Annotated in this window: 13 protein-coding genes and 3 tRNA genes; 5 read left to right on the top strand and 11 right to left on the bottom strand. The window is 59.3% G+C overall.

Translation table 11 applies throughout. The features are described 5' to 3' along the window. Window positions 1-54 precede the first annotated feature (54 nt). The 5 genes from miaA to nnr are packed head-to-tail and all read right to left on the bottom strand — an operon-like array spanning window position 55 to window position 6,208. Window positions 55-1,005: a tRNA (adenosine(37)-N6)-dimethylallyltransferase MiaA gene (gene miaA / locus MKR05_RS21175; RefSeq protein WP_004206442.1), complete on the bottom strand. Its 951-nt coding sequence runs from the start codon at window positions 1,003-1,005 to the stop codon at window positions 55-57. Next, window positions 998-2,857: a DNA mismatch repair endonuclease MutL gene (gene mutL / locus MKR05_RS21170; RefSeq protein ID WP_064157734.1), complete on the bottom strand. Its 1,860-nt coding sequence runs from the start codon at window positions 2,855-2,857 to the stop codon at window positions 998-1,000. The genes miaA and mutL overlap by 8 nt, the downstream gene beginning before the upstream one ends. 10 nt (window positions 2,858-2,867) lie before the next feature. Further along, window positions 2,868-4,226: an N-acetylmuramoyl-L-alanine amidase AmiB gene (gene amiB / locus MKR05_RS21165; protein WP_044525185.1), complete on the bottom strand. Its 1,359-nt coding sequence runs from the start codon at window positions 4,224-4,226 to the stop codon at window positions 2,868-2,870. A 16-nt stretch (window positions 4,227-4,242) separates the two neighbouring features. Then, window positions 4,243-4,704 (bottom strand): tRNA (adenosine(37)-N6)-threonylcarbamoyltransferase complex ATPase subunit type 1 TsaE, encoded by a 462-nt coding sequence (tsaE, locus tag MKR05_RS21160; RefSeq protein ID WP_032454629.1) that lies wholly within the window; start codon window positions 4,702-4,704, stop codon window positions 4,243-4,245. Then, the gene (gene nnr, locus MKR05_RS21155; RefSeq protein WP_162823534.1) at window positions 4,697-6,208 is read right to left on the bottom strand and encodes a bifunctional ADP-dependent NAD(P)H-hydrate dehydratase/NAD(P)H-hydrate epimerase; all 1,512 of its coding nucleotides are present in this window, start codon (window positions 6,206-6,208) and stop codon (window positions 4,697-4,699) included. The genes tsaE and nnr overlap by 8 nt, the downstream gene beginning before the upstream one ends. Window positions 6,209-6,221: 13 nt before the next feature. Between nnr and queG the strand changes: the two genes are divergently transcribed. Further along, window positions 6,222-7,361, top strand: a complete 1,140-nt coding sequence (queG, locus tag MKR05_RS21150; protein ID WP_032454627.1) for a tRNA epoxyqueuosine(34) reductase QueG — start codon at window positions 6,222-6,224, stop codon at window positions 7,359-7,361. Between the two features lie 270 nt (window positions 7,362-7,631). Here queG and MKR05_RS21145 read toward each other — a convergent pair. From MKR05_RS21145 to MKR05_RS21135, 3 genes are all read right to left on the bottom strand, one after another. Further along, a tRNA-Gly gene (locus tag MKR05_RS21145) sits at window positions 7,632-7,707 on the bottom strand. A gap of 72 nt (window positions 7,708-7,779) precedes the next feature. Next, window positions 7,780-7,855, bottom strand: a tRNA-Gly gene (locus MKR05_RS21140). A 68-nt stretch (window positions 7,856-7,923) separates the two neighbouring features. Continuing rightward, window positions 7,924-7,999, bottom strand: a tRNA-Gly gene (locus tag MKR05_RS21135). Between the two features lie 294 nt (window positions 8,000-8,293). Between MKR05_RS21135 and MKR05_RS21130 the strand changes: the two genes are divergently transcribed. Beyond that, on the top strand, window positions 8,294-9,025 hold the full coding sequence (locus tag MKR05_RS21130; RefSeq protein ID WP_049013721.1) for a transporter substrate-binding domain-containing protein: 732 nt from the start codon (window positions 8,294-8,296) through the stop codon (window positions 9,023-9,025). 43 nt (window positions 9,026-9,068) lie between these two features. On the opposite strand, the gene orn is transcribed toward MKR05_RS21130, so the two are convergent. Further along, complete coding sequence (gene orn, locus MKR05_RS21125; protein ID WP_004206435.1) at window positions 9,069-9,614, bottom strand: oligoribonuclease; 546 nt, start codon at window positions 9,612-9,614, stop codon at window positions 9,069-9,071. 94 nt (window positions 9,615-9,708) lie between these two features. Between orn and rsgA the strand changes: the two genes are divergently transcribed. The 3 genes from rsgA to mscM all read left to right on the top strand — a co-directional run bounded on the left by rsgA (window position 9,709) and on the right by mscM (window position 15,246). Beyond that, window positions 9,709-10,770, top strand: coding sequence for a small ribosomal subunit biogenesis GTPase RsgA (gene rsgA / locus MKR05_RS21120; protein ID WP_023291707.1), 1,062 nt, complete (start codon window positions 9,709-9,711; stop codon window positions 10,768-10,770). Between the two features lie 160 nt (window positions 10,771-10,930). Continuing rightward, the gene (asd, locus tag MKR05_RS21115) at window positions 10,931-11,893 is read left to right on the top strand and encodes an archaetidylserine decarboxylase (protein ID WP_004206431.1); all 963 of its coding nucleotides are present in this window, start codon (window positions 10,931-10,933) and stop codon (window positions 11,891-11,893) included. A gap of 23 nt (window positions 11,894-11,916) precedes the next feature. Continuing rightward, the gene (gene mscM, locus MKR05_RS21110) at window positions 11,917-15,246 is read left to right on the top strand and encodes a miniconductance mechanosensitive channel MscM (protein ID WP_017900929.1); all 3,330 of its coding nucleotides are present in this window, start codon (window positions 11,917-11,919) and stop codon (window positions 15,244-15,246) included. A gap of 37 nt (window positions 15,247-15,283) precedes the next feature. Here mscM and yjeM read toward each other — a convergent pair whose 3' ends face one another. Next, window positions 15,284-16,786, bottom strand: coding sequence for a glutamate/gamma-aminobutyrate family transporter YjeM (gene yjeM / locus MKR05_RS21105; protein ID WP_044525182.1), 1,503 nt, complete (start codon window positions 16,784-16,786; stop codon window positions 15,284-15,286). A 187-nt stretch (window positions 16,787-16,973) separates the two neighbouring features. Then, the gene (gene epmA, locus MKR05_RS21100; RefSeq protein WP_004206428.1) at window positions 16,974-17,951 is read right to left on the bottom strand and encodes an elongation factor P--(R)-beta-lysine ligase; all 978 of its coding nucleotides are present in this window, start codon (window positions 17,949-17,951) and stop codon (window positions 16,974-16,976) included. Window positions 17,952-18,192 lie beyond the last annotated feature (241 nt).

Here is an 18,192-nt window from a genome sequence, read left to right as displayed (position 1 = left end):
GAACCTTACGATTCTCAAAAAAAATTACGCACGATACCGTTTAATTGTACACGTTCAGTTCTGGCTCGCACCAACAACCTGTAATACTTTGTTGAGCGCTTGTTCAGGTTGTTCACTGTCTAACCAGTGCACACCTTCCCAACCGCGCAGCCAGGTGACCTGACGTTTGGCTAACTGTCTCGTGGCGCAAACACCTCGATAAACCATCTCATCATATGGGATCTCGCCATTGAGATATGACCACATCTGGCGGTATCCGACACAACGGATGGAAGGCATATCCGTATGCAAATCTCCGCGGGCAAAAAGCGCCCGTACTTCTGCTTCAAAACCTGAAGCTAACATCTGATGAAAACGCTGTTCTATGCGTTGATGGAGCAGTTCACGGCTCGCCGGGGCGATGGCGAACTGATGCACCTGATATGGCAGAGCGTCTCCTGACGTTTGCGTCAGTTCCGTTAAAGTTTTACCCGAAATGAAAAAAACTTCCAGTGCCCGGGAAAGCCTTTGCGGATCATTTGGATGAATACGCGCAGCCGCTACGGGATCGATCTCCTGTAACTGCTGATGTAACGCGTTCCACCCCTGCTCTGCGGCCTGTTGCTCAATCCGCGCTCTGACCTCTGGGTCAGCGGACGGTAAGGGCGACAATCCTTCCAGCAACGCTTTGAAATACAACATCGTCCCGCCGACTAACAGCGGAATTCGCCCGGCGGCGACAATTTCCGCCATCGCCGCCAGCGCATCGCGGCGAAAATCCGCCGCGGAATAGGCCTCTGCAGGATCCAAAATATCCAGCAGCCGGTGCGGCGCGGCGCTCAGCTCTGCGGCATCCGGTTTGGCGGTGCCAATATCCATTCCCCGATAAATGAGGGCGGAATCAACACTAATCAACTCTACTGGCAAAACTTTACGTAAGGCTATCGCCAGCGCGGTTTTGCCGGAGGCCGTCGGGCCCATTAAAAAAATTGCCTTGGGCAGGCTCGCCTCGGTTACATCATTCATCTTTCAGGGCATTCATCGCCGAATGGAGATCTACAGGTTGTAACAGGCCACCCGGCGGCGTTCTCACCAGCTGCGGGCAAAGACGCTCAACGTCCGCCAGCAGCGCAATCGCCTGCGCCATATTCCATGACGTCTGTTCGCTCGTCAGATTACGCGCCATCCATTGGGCGATATTGCCGACGTCGAATGCGTTTTGCTGCGCCAGGTAGCCTATCAGTTCAGGAATCAAGATTTGTAAATTTTGTTGTCTTAAGGGTAAAGGGACCGCGCGCACCGTCACGTGCAGGGCATCGGTATGCATATCGATACCCAGCTGCGTCAGCGCCGACTGCGCGGCGGCCAGCGCCTGTTTTTCCCCTTCCGTCACTTTTAACCGCAGGGGGATCAGCAGCGGCTGGGCACAGACGGCCTCTGCTCCCGGGGTTAACTGCGCCTGGCGCAGCCAGCGCTCGGCAACGGTCAACGACAGCAGCGCCAGGCCGCCCTCGCGCTCCAGCAGCGCGCAGTCGCGGCTCACAATCGTCAGCACTCTGCCAAAGCTCTGGCTGTGACCGGCCAGTTCCGCCGCGCCCGGAGTCTGTAATGCGGGCTTTGGCGCCGTCGGCGTGTCGAGCAACTGACGATAAAGCGCCCCTTGCTGCTTCTGGTAACCCGGCTGCGCGTGCGGCCAGCTCGCGCCGCCCGGCCTGCCGCTGGAGGCCGCAGACTCACGCGATGGCGTGATGCTGAAACGGGTTGCCGGTTCACGCGCTTCCGACGGCCGCGCAAACTGGTTGCCGCCCGCCGCGATCCGGTTCTCCGGCATCGCACGGGGCGCCGGCGGGTCGTCTTTTTCCGCCAGCGGCGCGTCAAGTTGCTGCTGCAGCACGCTCAGTACGCCCTGGTAGATAAAGTCATGCACCAGGCGCGACTGATGGAAACGCACCTCATGCTTGGCCGGGTGGACGTTCACATCCACCTGATGGGGATCGATCTCCAGATACAGCACAAACGCCGGCTGCTGATCGGCCCCCAGCTTGTCTTCACAGGCCTGGCGGATAGCGTGGTTGATCAGCCGATCGCGCATCATCCGCCCGTTAACATAGCAATACTGAATTTCCGCCAGCGCAGGGGTGGTATGCAGCGGATCGGCGACCCAGCCGCGCAGGGTCAGATCGCCATGCTGCCACTCAATCGCCAGGGCATGTTCAAGAAAGGCGGCGCCACAGATGGTTCCCAGCCGCCGCTCCCGCTGGCCATCCTGAGCGACTGCCCGGTACTGGCGCATCACCTTGCCGTTATGGCTGAGGTTGATGGTGACGTCGAAGCGCGCCAGCGCAATGCGGCGGACCACCTCGTCAATATGGCCGAACTCGGTCTTTTCGGTGCGCATAAATTTGCGCCGCGCCGGGGTGTTGTAGAACAGATCGAGGACTTCCAGGGTGGTGCCGACCGGATGCGCCGCCGGCTTCACCGTCACCGCCTGATCGCGGCCTTCGGCATACGCCTGCCAGGCTTCCTGCTGTTCCGCCGTGCGCGAGGTGAGCGTCAGGCGCGCCACCGAGCTGATACTGGCCAGCGCTTCGCCGCGAAAACCGAGGCTGATAATGGCTTCGAGATCGTCGAGCGAGGCGATTTTGCTGGTCGCGTGGCGAGCCAGGGCCAGCGCCAGCTCGTCTTTTTTGATGCCGCAGCCGTTATCGCGAATGCGAATGAGCTTCGCGCCGCCGCGTTCGATATCAATATCAATTCGCGTGGCGCCCGCATCAAGGCTGTTTTCAACCAGCTCTTTCACCACCGACGCGGGCCGTTCCACCACTTCGCCGGCGGCAATCTGGTTGGCGAGCTGCGGCGGCAGAACCTGAATCGGCATCCCCTGCTCCTTAGTTAATCAACATCCCGCCTGGCGCTGCGGCGCTGGCGGTCTGCGCCGCCTCGCCGCGAGGCGCCGACTGCAGCGGATGCTGCATAAAGTAGTTGCGCAGACCGTTGTAAATCGCCTCCGCAATCTGCTCCTGGTAATCATCGCTCCCCAGCAGCCGTTCTTCCCCGTTGTTACTGATAAAGCCTGTTTCCACGAGGATCGACGGAATGTCCGGCGAGCGCAGTACGCCGAGGCTGGCATGCTCAGGACGGCGCTTATGCAGATTGCCAATCCGCTGCAGCTGGCTGAGCACGTTGGTCGCCACATCGTAGCCGACGCGCTGGGAGTGACCGAACTGCAGATCCAGCACCGCCTGGCTCAGGTAGGGATCGGCCTGGCTGTTCGCCAGCACATCGCCCGCGCCGCCGAGCAGTTCAGACTGCTTCTCATGCTGCTCCAGCCAGCCGGCCATTTCACTGTTGGCGCGACGGTTCGAGAGCACCCATACCGAGGCGCCGGTGGCATCGCGGTTTGGCGCGGCGTCGGCATGGATTGAGACGAGGAAGTTGGCGTTTTGCTTACGCGCCACATCCGAGCGCCCCATTACCGAAATAAAGTAATCCCCGTCACGGGTCAGCACCGGTTTAAACTGCGGATCGGCGTTCAGCAGCGCCCGCAGCTTGCGCGCGATAGCGATAGTCACGTTCTTCTCTTTGGTGCCATTCGGACCAATCGCGCCAGGATCCTGACCGCCGTGCCCGGCGTCGATGGCGATAATCACCTTATCCTGCGCCGACACCGTGCGGGCCGCCGGACGGGTCACGGTCTGATTGTTGGTCATCGCCGGCTGAGAGGGGGTCATCACCGTCTGCCGATCGTGGCCCGACGAGCTAAACGGATTGCGTCCCGCCGTCGCCGTCCGGGAAGGCATTACCGGCGGCGGGTCGGCCCGTTTCACCACCACAGGAGGCGGCGGCGGTGGCGGTGGCGGCGCGTCGGCGTTGATGGTAAAGACCACCGTGTAATTCGCCCCGTTCTGCTGCTTCACCGCCCGGGTTTTGCCATCTTCCGTCAGATCCACCAGCAGACGCAGCGTCTGCGTATCCTGCGGCGTACCGGCGCGAATACTCTTCACCAGGTTGCTGCCGCTAAATTTCAGCGGCAGTCCCTGCAATACGCCGGTCTGCTTGATATCCAGCGCCACCAGTCGTTTGCCCTGCGGGGTAAAGGAATACTCCGGTTCACCGACAAAGCTAAGAGTAATACGGGCCTGCTGGTCTCCATTGGAGACCTGGATATCGGATAAACTCGCCGCAGTGGCGTGAAGACTCGACAGCATCAGCGCAGCGGCAAGCCAGGTGGTTATGCGATACTTCATCCCGTCATCCTTCAGGCTAAATGGCTAAACGCGCCAGTAAAGATTCACCCCGTGAGGAGATCGCGGTCATGCGCGCCTCACGCCCTTGTGCCTGGTAATCAAGGTGAATTTCAACGTCCGGGTCAGGCAGGACACCTGCGCCTTGCTGCGGCCATTCCACCAGGCAGATGGCATCGTCGGCAAAATAATCGCGGATCCCCATAAATTCCAGCTCCTCAGGATCCGCCAGGCGGTAGAGATCGAAGTGATACACCATCAGTTTGTCGAGGGTGTACGGCTCCACCAGGGTATAGGTTGGGCTTTTGACATTGCCGCGGTGACCGAGCGCCTGTAAAAAGCCGCGGCTAAAGGTGGTTTTCCCCGCGCCTAAGTCACCATACAGGTAAATCACGGTGGCGCCGGTACAGGCCTGCGCAATACGGTCGCCCAGGGCCAGCGTGGCCTGCTCATCGGGTAAAGGAATCACTCGGTTAATCATGGTCTACGTCAATCACATCCGGGTTAACAACACGCCTGAGCGTGGAAAAGAGATCGGTCGCCAGCATGCCGCGGGTGCCCTCGCGGGCGGCCAGTCGGTCGGCGGCATCGCCATGCGCGACGCACCCGGCACAGGCAGCATCATACGGCGTCAGGTGCTGTCCTAACAATGCGGCGATAATGCCAGTGAGCACATCGCCCATTCCGCCGCTGGCCATCCCGGCATTGCCGGCGTCGATAATACCCATCGCCCCGCTTTCACTGGCCACCACCGTGCCCGCGCCTTTCAGCACGACCACGCCGCCATACCGTTTTACCAGACGCTGCGCAGAAAGTAAGCGATCGCTTTCAATTTCTGCCACGCTGACGTTCAGCAGACGGGCCGCTTCGCCGGGGTGCGGCGTCAGCACGCGATTGTGACGTTTATCGGGATTGAATGCCAGCAGGTTCAGCGCGTCTGCGTCCCAGACCATCGGTTTGTTAACACTTTCCACCATGCGCAGGGCGCTGCGTCCCCACTCGTTCTGCCCCAGGCCCGGGCCAATCGCCACCACATCCGCCCATTCCAGCGCGGCTTTCAGGGTCTGCGGCGTCAGTTCATCCACCATTAATTCCGGCCGGGCGGTGACAATGGGCGCTACGTTCTCAGGGTGAGTGAGTACTCGCACCAGCCCTGCGCCGGCGCGTAAAGCCGCTTCACCGCACATGCGAATCGCGCCTGCCGTGCCGCGCTCGCCGCCGACGATCGCCAGCTTGCCGTGATCGCCCTTATGGGAGGTAGCCCGGCGCGGCGGCAGCCAGTCGGCAAGGTGGGCGGCGCAAAATCGCGTCAGGGGAGTACTTTGTCCGGCGAGCCAGCGCTCAAGCCCCAGCGCATGATGGTGGAGCTGCCCGACGACATCCCGCGCCTTGCCGGTCAGCAGCCCCGGCTTGAGCGCAATAAACGTCAGCGTATGGTCGGCCTGAATGACCGCCCCCGGCGTCGCGCCGGTCTGCGCATTCAGGCCGGAAGGGATATCCAGAGCCACCACAGGCGCAGGATGGTGGTTCGCCTGGTGGATGAGCGCCGCGATGGATTCGCGCGGCGCACTGCGCAACCCGGTGCCAAGCAGGCCGTCAATAATCAGTGAGATATCGTCTGGCCAGGGGACAGTGTCCGCATGGATCACGCCGCCGGCGTTAAGCCATGCCTCCCGCGCCGCCTGCGCCTCTTCCGGCAGCGGGTTGTCACTCTCCACCGCCAGCAGCGTCACCCGCCGCCCGGCGGCCTGGGCCAGACGCGCGACGACATATCCGTCGCCGCCGTTGTTGCCATGCCCGCAGAGGATCAGCCAGTGCGCGCTGTCAGGAAAAGCGCGGCTGGCCAGCTGGAACGCCGCCTCGCCCGCGCGCTGCATCAGTTCAAACAGCGTCAGTCCCAGGCTGTCCGCCGCCTCTCGTTCGGCCAGGCGCAGCGCCTCCGCAGGCCAAATGTTGTATGGTATACTGTCAGGGTTTTTCGTCATTGTATGGTCCATCATGTCACAGCCCCTCGATCTCGTTCAGTTAGCGCAACAAATCAAACAATGGGGCACAGAGCTCGGGTTCCAGCAGGTCGGTATCGCCGATACCGACCTTAGCGCCAGTGAACCCAAACTGCAGGCATGGCTGGATAAACAATACCACGGCGAAATGGAGTGGATGGCCCGTCACGGTATGATGCGCGCCCGCCCCCACGAACTGCTGCCCGGTACGTTACGCGTCATCAGCGTGCGGATGAACTATCTGCCCGCCAACGCCGCCTTTGCCCGCACCCTGAAAGATCCCGCGCTGGGTTACGTCAGCCGTTATGCCCTTGGGCGTGATTATCATAAGCTGCTACGTAATCGCCTGAAAAAACTGGGTGAGAAGATTCAGGAACAGTGTGCTTCGCTCAATTTTAGACCTTTTGTCGATTCCGCGCCTATCCTGGAGCGGCCCATCGCAGAAAAAGCGGGCCTTGGATGGACAGGTAAGCACTCACTTATCTTAAGCCGCGACGCCGGATCCTTCTTTTTCCTCGGCGAACTGCTGATTGACCTGCCCCTGCCGGTCGACAGCCCGGTCGCGGAGGAGTGTGGACGCTGCGTCGCCTGCATGACCATCTGCCCCACCGGGGCCATCGTCGAGCCCTATACCGTCGACGCCCGCCGCTGCATCTCCTATCTCACCATCGAACTGGAAGGCGCGATTCCGGAGGAATTCCGTCCGCTCATCGGCAACCGGATCTATGGCTGTGACGACTGCCAGCTCATCTGTCCGTGGAACCGTTTCTCACAGCTCACCGATGAAGAGGATTTCAGTCCGCGCCAGGCGCTGCATGCCCCGCCGCTGGTGGAGCTGTTCGCCTGGAGCGAAGCGTGGTTTCTGAAGGTGACCGAAGGGTCGGCGATTCGTCGCATTGGTCACCTGCGCTGGCTGCGTAATATCGCCGTCGCGCTGGGTAATGCGCCCTGGGATGAAGCCCATCTTCGCGCGTTGGAGAGTCGCCTGGGCGAGCACCCGCTTCTCGACGAACACATTGAGTGGGCGATGGCCCAGCAGCTGAAAAAACGGAGCGCCGACGCCGTTGAAGTACAGCTGCCGAAAAAATTACGTCTGGTCAGGGTGGTAGAGAAAGGGCTGCCGCGCGACGCCTGATTCATTCACAGGCTGTGAATAAAATCTAAAACACATTGCGTTTCAAGGCGCAGACCGAGGTCAAGTGATCGGATTAACATTTCGAAATGAAATTTAATTGTTAAATTTCAATTAGATATAAAGATATTATTTACAAAGCGAAGCATTTACGCCGTCAGAGACGAAACGACAACCTGTGGATAACTCTGTTCACAGTATTTCTGCAGACCAAACGAAAATCATCCCCGGCGCTGGATTGCACTGTGGATAAATAAGAGATGGAAGAAAATTTGGAGCGGGAAACGAGACTCGAACTCGCGACCCCGACCTTGGCAAGGTCGTGCTCTACCAACTGAGCTATTCCCGCTTAATCATCGTCATTCAAGCTACTGTGTAGCAACCTGAAAACTGCGACTGGTGTGGTGTGTCATTCAAATTTTGGAGCGGGAAACGAGACTCGAACTCGCGACCCCGACCTTGGCAAGGTCGTGCTCTACCAACTGAGCTATTCCCGCTTAATCTTTGGCTTTCGCCCCGCATCTGCGAGATGAAATCCTTTGATCAGGATGGTGCTTTCAAATTTTGGAGCGGGAAACGAGACTCGAACTCGCGACCCCGACCTTGGCAAGGTCGTGCTCTACCAACTGAGCTATTCCCGCGTTACTGCATTTTTTGCCATATTTCGATGGCGTCGTAATTTGCATTTCTGCGTCGTTACGGGAGGCGCATTATACGAGAATTCGATGCCCCTGCAACCCCCTGTTCATCACTTTTTTGCGTTTTTTGTTTAAATGGATATTTTCTCGCCACCTACGCCGCTGAATTGTATAAATAAGCGTCATTTCGGGCAAAATCGCTTTTTCCGGCCGCCTGAATGACGCAAAATCGCTCGCATCATACAGCGGTGGCGCGACGTAAAACGAGGCCACCACGCCGCCAAACAGGGAATTAGCATGAGAAAAGTCCTCACCGTCCTGCTGCTGAGCACGCTGGCCATCGGAACCGCGTCAGCCGAGACGCTCCATTTTGGCACCAGCACGGCCAATCCGCCGTTTGTCACCGCCAACGGCAAAAATCAGCCTGTCGGCTTCGATATCGATCTTGCCCAGGCCCTGTGCCAGCAGATGCAGGCGCAGTGCCAGTTCACGGCGCAGCGTTTTGATACGCTGATCCCGGCTTTACGCTTCAAGAAATTTGACGCGGTGATTGCCGGCATGGAAGTGATCCCGATGCGTGAGAAGCAGGTCGCCTTCAGCCGTCCCTATCGCCAGTCACTCTCCGGGGTGGTGATCGTCAACAAAGATGTCGCCCATACCTTTGCCGACCTGAAAGCCAAAAAAGTCGGCGTGGTGAAAGGCACACTGCATCAACACTATCTGCGTGATAAACAGAAAGCCGTACAGGCTGTTCCTTACGACGACGTCGCCAGCGCCCTGGCCGCGCTGAAGGCCGGGCAAATAACCGGCGTCATGGGCGACTTCGCCACCCTCGACGCCTGGCAGCAGGAGAACCCTGACTACGCCATCATGGATGAACGGGCCACCGACCCGGTTTATTACGGTAAGCAGTATGCAATTGCGGTGCGCAAAGACGATCCGGAGCTGCTGAATGCGATCAACGATGCCCTGACTGCGGTCATGGCGACGCCTGACTTCCAGCAGATGCAGCAGAAGTGGTTTAAATAACGCAGAAAGGTGTACCGGGCCGCGCACAGGGCCCGGTCGCGGTTTACAGCTTAATGAAATGCTCGCGGTAGTAAGCCAGCTCGGCGACTGACTCGCGGATATCGTCCATCGCCTGATGGGTACCCTGCTTTTTAAAGCCGTCGAGAATTTCCGGCTTCCAGCGGCGCGCCAGCTCTTTCAGCGTGCTAACGTCCAGATAGCGATAGTGGAAATAGGCTTCCAGTTGCGGCATGTACTTAAACAGGAAGCGACGATCCTGGCCGATGCTGTTGCCGCAGATCGGCGACTTGCCCGCCGGCACCCACTGCTTAAGAAACTCAATGGTCGCCAGTTCGGCGTCGTGCTCGCTGACGGCGCTGGCCTTCACGCGATCCACCAGCCCGCTGCCGGTATGCGTCCGCACATTCCACTCGTCCATCAGCGCCAGCTGGGCATCCGATTGATGCACCGCGATGGTCGGCCCCTCGGCCAGAATGTTCAGGTTGGCATCGGTCACCAGGGTGGCGATTTCAATAATGCGATCGCGCTCCGGATCCAGCCCTGTCATCTCAAGATCGATCCAAATGAGGTTGTTTTCATTTGCACTCATGCTATTTTCCACCCTTCTTGCGTGACTATATTCATCTAAAATAGCGTGTATCATAGAGGTTTTGCCCCATCAGGGCGACCAGGAGCCAGTTCGATTGAGTAAAAATAAACTCTCCAAAGGCCAGCAGCGCCGCGTCAAAGCCAACCACCAGCGCCGTCTGAAAACCACTGCGGAGAAGGCCGACTACGATGACAACCTGTTTGGCGACACGTCGGAAGGCATTGTCATCAGTCGCTTTGGCATGCATGCCGACGTCGAATCCGCTGACGGCAGCGTGCATCGCTGCAATATCCGCCGGACGATCCGTTCGCTGGTCACCGGCGACCGCGTGGTCTGGCGGCCGGGTAAAGACGCCGCCGACGGCGTAAGCGTCAAAGGGATCGTCGAAGCGGTTCACGATCGCGCCTCCGTCCTGACGCGCCCGGATTTTTACGACGGCGTGAAGCCTATCGCCGCCAATATCGACCAGATCGTGGTGGTTTCCGCGATCCTGCCTGAGCTGTCGCTGAATATTATCGATCGCTATCTGGTGGCCTGCGAGGCGCAGGATATCGAGCCGTTAATCGTCCTGAACAAAATCGATCTGCTGGATGACGATGGCCTGCGCTTCGTCAATGAGCAAATGGACATCTACCGCAACATCGGTTACCGCGTACTGCTGGTCTCCAGCCGTACTCAGGACGGCCTCAAGCCGCTGGAAGCGGCCCTGACCGACCGCATCAGCATCTTCGCCGGGCAGTCCGGGGTGGGTAAATCAAGCCTGCTGAACGCCCTGCTGGGGCTGAATGAGGATCAGATCCTCACCAATGATGTCTCGGACGTTTCCGGCTTAGGCCAGCACACCACCACCGCGGCGCGCCTCTACCACTTCCCGCACGGTGGCGATGTGATTGATTCACCGGGGGTACGTGAGTTCGGCCTGTGGCATCTGGAAGCGGAACAAATCACCAACGGCTTTGTCGAATTCCATGATTATTTAGGCCGTTGCAAATATCGCGACTGTAAACACGATACCGATCCTGGCTGTGCGCTTCGCGAAGCGGTAGAGAGCGGCAAGATCGCCGAAAGCCGTTTCGAGAACTACCACCGCATCCTGGAAAGCATGGCGCAGGTACAGGTAAAAACGCGTAAAAACTTTTCCTCGACCGATGACTGACCATTAAGCTGAGCGTCACGTCAGGCGCTGCCGGGCTGCGGTGATGACGCGGCTTTCGCGGATGCCATTTGGCGAGTTTTACGTATAGAATCGTCCCCTTTTTTCAGGTCCCCGCCCGCAGGCGGGGTCAGGAACGACATATCATAGCCTGGAGGCTACTTTGTTAAACGATCTTAAACTTTCACTGCAATACATTCTGCCTAAACTGTGGCTCACCCGCCTCGCAGGCTGGGGTGCGAGCAAACGCGCAGGTTGGCTGACGAAGCTGGTCATCGATCTGTTCGTGAAATACTACAAGGTCGATATGAAAGAGGCGCAGAAGCCGGATACCGCGGCCTATCGCACCTTCAACGATTTCTTTGTGCGCCCGCTGCGCGACGACGTTCGCCCGCTGAATACCGATCCTAACGTACTGGTGATGCCGGCCGACGGCGTGATCAGCCAGCTTGGTGCCATTGAGAACGATAAAATTCTGCAGGCCAAGGGCCACGACTACAGCCTGGAAGCCTTACTGGCCGGCAACTACCAGATGGCCGACCTGTTCCGTAACGGCAGCTTCGCCACCACCTATCTGTCGCCGCGCGACTATCACCGCGTGCACATGCCGTGCAACGGTATCCTGCGCGAAATGATCTACGTTCCTGGCGACCTGTTCTCCGTTAACCATCTGACGGCGCAGAACGTGCCGAACCTGTTCGCCCGTAACGAGCGCGTCATCTGCCTGTTCGATACTGAGTTTGGCCCGATGGCGCAAATTCTGGTGGGCGCGACTATCGTCGGCAGCATCGAGACCGTGTGGTCCGGCACCGTAACCCCGCCGCGCGAAGGCATTATTAAACGCTGGACCTGGCCCGCTGGCGACAGCGAAGGCTCCGTCGCCCTGCTGAAAGGCCAGGAGATGGGCCGCTTCAAACTGGGCTCCACCGTGATCAACCTGTTTGCCCCGGGCCAGGTGAAGCTGGTCGACACGCTGCAAAGCCTGTCCGTGACTAAAATCGGCCAACCGCTGGCGACAACGGTGGAAGCAACCACCGCCGCTGAACCGGCGCCGTTACCGGAAGAAGAGATCCGCGCCGAACATCGCGCCAGCCCGCTGGTTGACGATAAACAAGACCAAGGTTAATTCTTCAGCAAAAGGGTTATGCCGTGCGCCTGATATACACTTTCCTGTTGGCCTTGAGCCTCAGTTTCGGGGCGTACGCTGCGACAGCCCCGGATGCTAAACAGATAACCCAGGAACTGGAACAGGCGAAGGCGGCAAAGCCCGCCCAGCCTGAAACCGTTGAAGTTCTGCAGTCCGCCCTGAACGCGCTTGAGGAGCGAAAATCGTCTCTCGAGCGCGCCCGTCAGTATCAGGACGTTATCGACAATTTCCCCAAACTGTTTCAAAGCCTGCGTGCCCAGCTCAACAATCTGAGCGAAGAGCCGCGCCAGGTGCCAGTCGGCCTGACCGCCGATGCGCTGAACCAGGAGATCCTCCAGGTCAGCAGCCAGCTGCTGGAGTCAAGCCGTCAGGCGCAGCAGGAGCAGGATCGCGCGCGTGAAATCGCCGACTCCCTGAACCAGCTGCCGCAGCAGCAAACCGACGCCCGGCGTCAGCTCAATGAGGTTGAGCGCCGCATCGGCACGCAAACCGGCAACAATGCTCTCGCCCAGGCGCAAAATCTTGCCCTGCAGGCGGAATCGGCGCGCCTGAAGGCGCTGGTGGATGAGCTCGATCTCGCCCAGCTTTCCGCCAATAACCGCCAGGAGCTGTCGCGCGCCCGTTCTGAACTGGCGCAAAAGCAGAGCGAGCAGCTGGATGCCTATCTGCAGGCGCTGCGTAATCTGCAGAACAGCCAGCGCCAGCGGGAGGCGGAAAAAGCGCTGGAGAGTACCGAACTGCTGGCGGAGAACAGTGAAAACCTGCCGCCGGACATCACCGCCCAGTTTAAAGTCAACCGCGAACTCTCCCAGGCGCTGAACCAGCAGGCGCAGCGTATGGATCTGGTGGCGTCCCAGCAGCGGCAGGCGACGAATCAAACGCTGCAGGTGCGCCAGGCGTTAAACACCCTGCGCGAGCAGTCGCAGTGGCTGGGCTCCTCCAATCTGCTGGGCGAAGCCCTGCGCGCCCAGGTGGCGCGGCTGCCGGAGCGCCCTCGCCCGCAGCAGCTGGATACGGAGATGGCGCAGCTGCGCGTGCAGCGTCTGCGCTTTGAGGATTTACTCAGTAAGCAGCCGCAGCTGCGGCAGATCCGTCAGGCCGACGGCGAACCGCTGACCAGCGAGCAGAACAAGATCCTGCAGGCGCAGCTACGCACACAGAACGAGCTGCTGAACTCGCTGCTGCGCGGCGGCGATACCCTGATGCTGGAGCTCACCAAGCTGAAGGTCGCCAACGGCCAGCTGGAAGACGCGCTGAAGGAGATCAACGAAGCCACCCACCGCTATCTGTTCTGGACTTCGGACGTCAGCCCCATCGGCTTCTCTTGGCCGCTGGAGATCGTCCAGGATCTGCGGCGCCTGATCTCCCTGGATACCATCAGCGAGCTGGGTAAAGCCAGCGCGATGATGCTCACCAGCAAAGAGACCCTGCTACCGCTGTTTGCCGCCCTGCTGCTGGTTGGCTTCAGCATCAGCTCCCGGCGCCATTTCACCCGCTTCCTTGAGCGCTCCAGCGCTCGGGTGGGGAAAGTCACCCAGGATCACTTCTGGCTGACGCTGCGCACGGTCTTCTGGTCGATACTGGTAGCTTCGCCGCTGCCGGTGCTGTGGATGACGCTCGGCTATGGTCTGCAGTCCGCCTGGCCCTTCCCGCTGGCGGTGGCGATTGGCGATGGGGTCACCGCGACGGTGCCTCTGCTGTGGGTGGTGATGATCTGCGCCACCTTCGCCCGGCCAAACGGGCTGTTTATCGCCCACTTCGGCTGGCCGCGTAACCGCGTGGCGAAAGCGATGCGCTACTACCTGATGAGCATCGGACTGATTGTGCCGCTGATAATGGCGCTGATCATGTTCGATAATCTTAACGACCGCGAGTTCTCCGCCTCGCTGGGCCGCCTGTGCTTCCTGCTGATCTGCGGCGCGCTGGCGGTGGTCACCCTCAGCCTTAAGCATGCCGGCATCCCGCTCTACCTGGATAAAGAGGGGAATGGCGACAATATGGTGAACCGCCTGCTGTGGAACCTGATGCTTGGCGCCCCGCTGGTGGCCATGCTGGCGGCCGCCGTCGGCTACCTCGCCACCGCTCAGGCGCTGCTGGCGCGTCTGGAAACCTCCGTCGCCATCTGGTTCCTGCTGCTGGTGGTCTATCACATTATCCGCCGCTGGATGCTGATCCAGCGGCGCCGACTGGCCTTCGACCGGGCCCGCCATCGTCGCGCGGAAATTCTCGCCCAGCGCGCCCGCGGCGAAGATGAGCCTGTTCACGTCAGCAGCCCGGAAGGGTCGGTGGAGACGGAGGTCAGCGAGGTCGATCTCGATGCCATCAGTACCCAGTCGCTGCGTCTCGTGCGCTCTCTGCTGATGCTGATCGCGCTGCTGTCAGTCATCGTGCTGTGGTCGGAAATTCACTCGGCGTTTGGCTTCCTTGAGAATATCTCGCTGTGGGACGTCACCTCGACGGTGCAGGGGGTGGAAAGCCTCGAGCCCATCACCCTTGGCGCGGTGCTGATTGCCATTCTGGTGCTGATCATCACCACTCAGCTGGTGCGCAACCTGCCGGCGCTGCTGGAGCTGGCGATCCTCCAGCACCTCGATTTAACGCCCGGCACCGGCTACGCCATCACCACCATCACCAAGTATTTGCTGATGCTGATCGGTGGGCTGGTGGGCTTCTCGATGATTGGCATTGAGTGGTCGAAGCTGCAGTGGCTGGTCGCCGCGCTGGGTGTGGGTCTCGGGTTTGGCCTGCAGGAGATCTTCGCTAACTTTATCTCCGGCCTGATTATCCTGTTTGAAAAGCCGATCCGCATCGGCGATACGGTCACCATCCGCGACCTGACGGGCAGCGTCACCCGCATCAATACCCGCGCCACCACCATCAGCGACTGGGACCGGAAAGAGATTATCGTGCCGAACAAGGCGTTCATCACCGAACAGTTTATCAACTGGTCGCTGTCGGACTCGGTCACCCGCGTGGTGTTGACGGTGCCGGCTCCGGTGGACGCCGATACCGAAGAGGTGACCAAGATCCTCATCGCCGCGGCGCATCGCTGTTCGCTGGTCATCGATACCCCGGCGCCGGAGGCGTTTCTCGTCGACCTGCAGCAGGGGATCCAGATTTTCGAGCTGCGTATTTTTGCCGCCGAGATGGGGCACCGCATGCCGCTACGCCATGAGATGCATCAGCTGATCCTGGCGGGCTTCCGCGAGCATGGCATTGATATGCCGTTCCCTCCGTTCCAGATGCGGCTGGAAAGTATCGACGGCAGGCAAAGCAGTAAAACCATGACCTCGGCCGGGAAAACCAGCCGACGTACGGCTGGCAGCCTGTAGGCCATACCCTGCCCGGCGCCGCCGCCGGGCAGGCTTTCTAGCTCTCCATTACCAGCACACCGGACGCCAGGCGCCGACGGTAGCTTTCGTAAATGGCCAACGCCAGCAGCGAGAAGAAGATCGGCCCGCCGACCATCCACAGCGTGCTGTTCCAGTCCCCGCTGTCGATGACCGGCTGAATAATGGTGAAGATATTGGCGAAAGTCACCACCAGTAGCACCACGCCGGTCGCCAGCAGCGTCGACTGGCGGTTTTTGAAAATCACGAACGGCCGATCGAGATGCGCTTTTGACTTGAAGAACGGGAAGGCGATGGTCAGGAACAGGTAAGGCAAAGTCATGGAGACATTGGCCATCAGCGTCAGCTTGTTATAAAACGCGGAAGCGCTGTCCCCACCGAACGACACCATGACAATAAACACCCCGACCAGCAAACACTGCAGCCACATCGCCGCGGCGGGCATACCATTAACGTTGAGACGGGTCATCACCGATGGCCAGAGCGCTTTTGGCGTGCCCTGGATAATCGCTTTCAGCGGCGAATAGCTGAGAGTGAAAAACGCGCCGGTATAGGCGAGAAACATCGACAGCCCGGTAATACGGGCGAACCAGATCCCGGTGAGGGCTGCCGCCTCTGGCGTCATGTGCAGAGCCTGGCCGAGCGTGTTCCCGAGGCTGGTCATCAGCACATAGGTGATGTTGCCGAGGTTGGTTGAACGCGCACCGAGCACCTGCTGCCAGTTAGCGCTCACGCCCCACAGCACAATCGCCAGCGAATAACCAACCGAGATTACGATCGCCGCGATAATAATCCCTTTGGCAAAGTTCTTTTCCGGTTTATCGGTTTTATCCACTAAGCCGCCGACTGCCTCAATTCCGCCATAGGCGAAGATGGCAAATACCACAAATGACAGCATTGCCATACACGACTGATAGCCCGGATTAGGCGAAAGGGCGAAGTTTAACGGTTGGGCGAAATGGCCGCCGTTGAGCAGCAGGATCGCCCCGCTCACCAGCAGCAGCACCAGATTAAGCCCCATCACCGCGATACCGCCGACGGCGGTGATCCTGGCGATTTTATTGATCCCTTTGACGGCAATAAAGGTCACGACGACCATCCAGCAGGCCGCCAGAATGCCCACCGTCTGCGTCGGGGTCAGGCTACCCAGCGCCCAGCTTTGGGTTTTGTCGGCGCCAAACAAAAAGGTAGATAGCGGCACCCAGATCTTAGCCGCGGTACTCACCATCCAGACGATGTACGACGCAAACCACATAAAGGTGCCGATAAACGCAAAGCGCGGCCCGACGCTGTGGTTCATCCAGGAGTAAATGCCGCCCTCTTCCCGACGAAAGGCTGAGCCCATCTCCGCCATCATCAGCGCAAACGGAATGAAGAAAAAGAGTGCGGAAAAAAGATAAAACGGCATAGCGCTGTAGCCCATCAGATAAAACGCCGACGGGCTGTTGGCAAAGCCAAACACCGAGGTGAAGATCATCAGAATCAGCCCAATCAGGCTCATCTTCTTGAGTTGTTGATGCATAAACCTATCCAAACGTGAGCATCGCCCGACGGGCAACGCCTGGTCTCATAAAAAGAGCGCGGATAGTAGCAAAAGCACGGAGAGAGATTGTGGGTATTCGGGCGAATGCCGGGATACCGTGCGAGGTATAGGTCAGGAGAGGCCTGTCACCTCCCTCGCCCGCAGGCGGCGGGAGGTGACAGCGCCATCAGGCGCGGTCGACCGTAAAGGCGATCACTTCGCCGATGCTTTCAGCGCCCAGCGCCAGCATCACCACGCGATCAACGCCCAATGCCACGCCGGAGCAGTCCGGCAGACCTGCCTCCAGCGCCGCCAGCAGGTTGTTATCGATGGGCTGCTGCGGGAGGCCGCGCGCGGCCCGCTTGCGGTTGTCCTGCTCAAAGCGCAGGCGCTGCTCATGGGCGTCGGTCAGCTCGTGGAAACCATTCGCCAGCTCAATTCCTTTGTAATAGACCTCGAAGCGCTCAGCGACCCGATGATCTTCCGGGCTGATCTGCGCTAAAGAGGCCTGAGTTGCCGGGAAATGATAAATGAACGTCGGCCGATCTTTGCCGATGTGCGGCTCCACGCCCATGGTGAACAGCAGTTGCAGCAGCGTGTCGCGATCTTCTTCAGTATCGGCGATATTGCTCAGATCCAGCTTCGCCGCGACTTCGCGCAGCTGCGCTTTATCGGCAGAGAGCGGGTCAATATCCAGATGACGCTGGAACGCCTGCTGATAGGAGAGGCTTTCCGCCGGCTGGCACTCCAGCACCTGCTGCAGCAGATCGTCCACCTCGTTGATCAGACGATACATGTCATAGCACGGACGATACCACTCCAGCATGGTGAATTCCGGATTGTGATGCCGCCCCATCTCTTCATTACGGAAGCTGCGGCACAGCTGGAAAACCGGGCCGCAGCCCGCCGCCAGCAGGCGCTTCATATGGTATTCCGGACTGGTCATCAGGTACAGATTGAGTCCCTGTGAGTGGCCCGGGCCGACGAAACGGGTTTCAAACGGGAACAAATGGATATCCGTTACCGTCGCCTGACTCATGCAAGGCGTCTCCACCTCCAGCACGCCGCGATCGGTAAAGAACCGGCGGATTTCCGCCATCACCGCCGCGCGTTTCAACAGATTGGGAATGGGTGCGCTCGGCTGCCAGGTTGCCGTCTCGCTCATGGTACTTTCTCCGATTGCAAACAAGGGCACGAAGTCTACTCGCAACCGGCGAGTGAAACAAATTTTGTGCAATCCCCGGCAGATTACATGCCATTAATCTATCGTTAACCTAAATGCATAAATATCACTGATAAATAACCGCACATATCGATAAAAAAATCGAACACGTCAATTTTCCATACTGACCCTACGGCTATACTCCTGTACCTATAAAGGAGCAGTGATACTTTTTCGCCAGCCC

The sequence above is a fragment of the Klebsiella sp. K5-204 genome (genome assembly GCF_030128585.1).
Classification (GTDB): Bacteria; Pseudomonadota; Gammaproteobacteria; order Enterobacterales; family Enterobacteriaceae; genus Klebsiella; species Klebsiella quasipneumoniae.
Note: the sequence above shows the minus strand (reverse complement) of the source record. Positions and strands in the feature narration are given on the sequence as shown.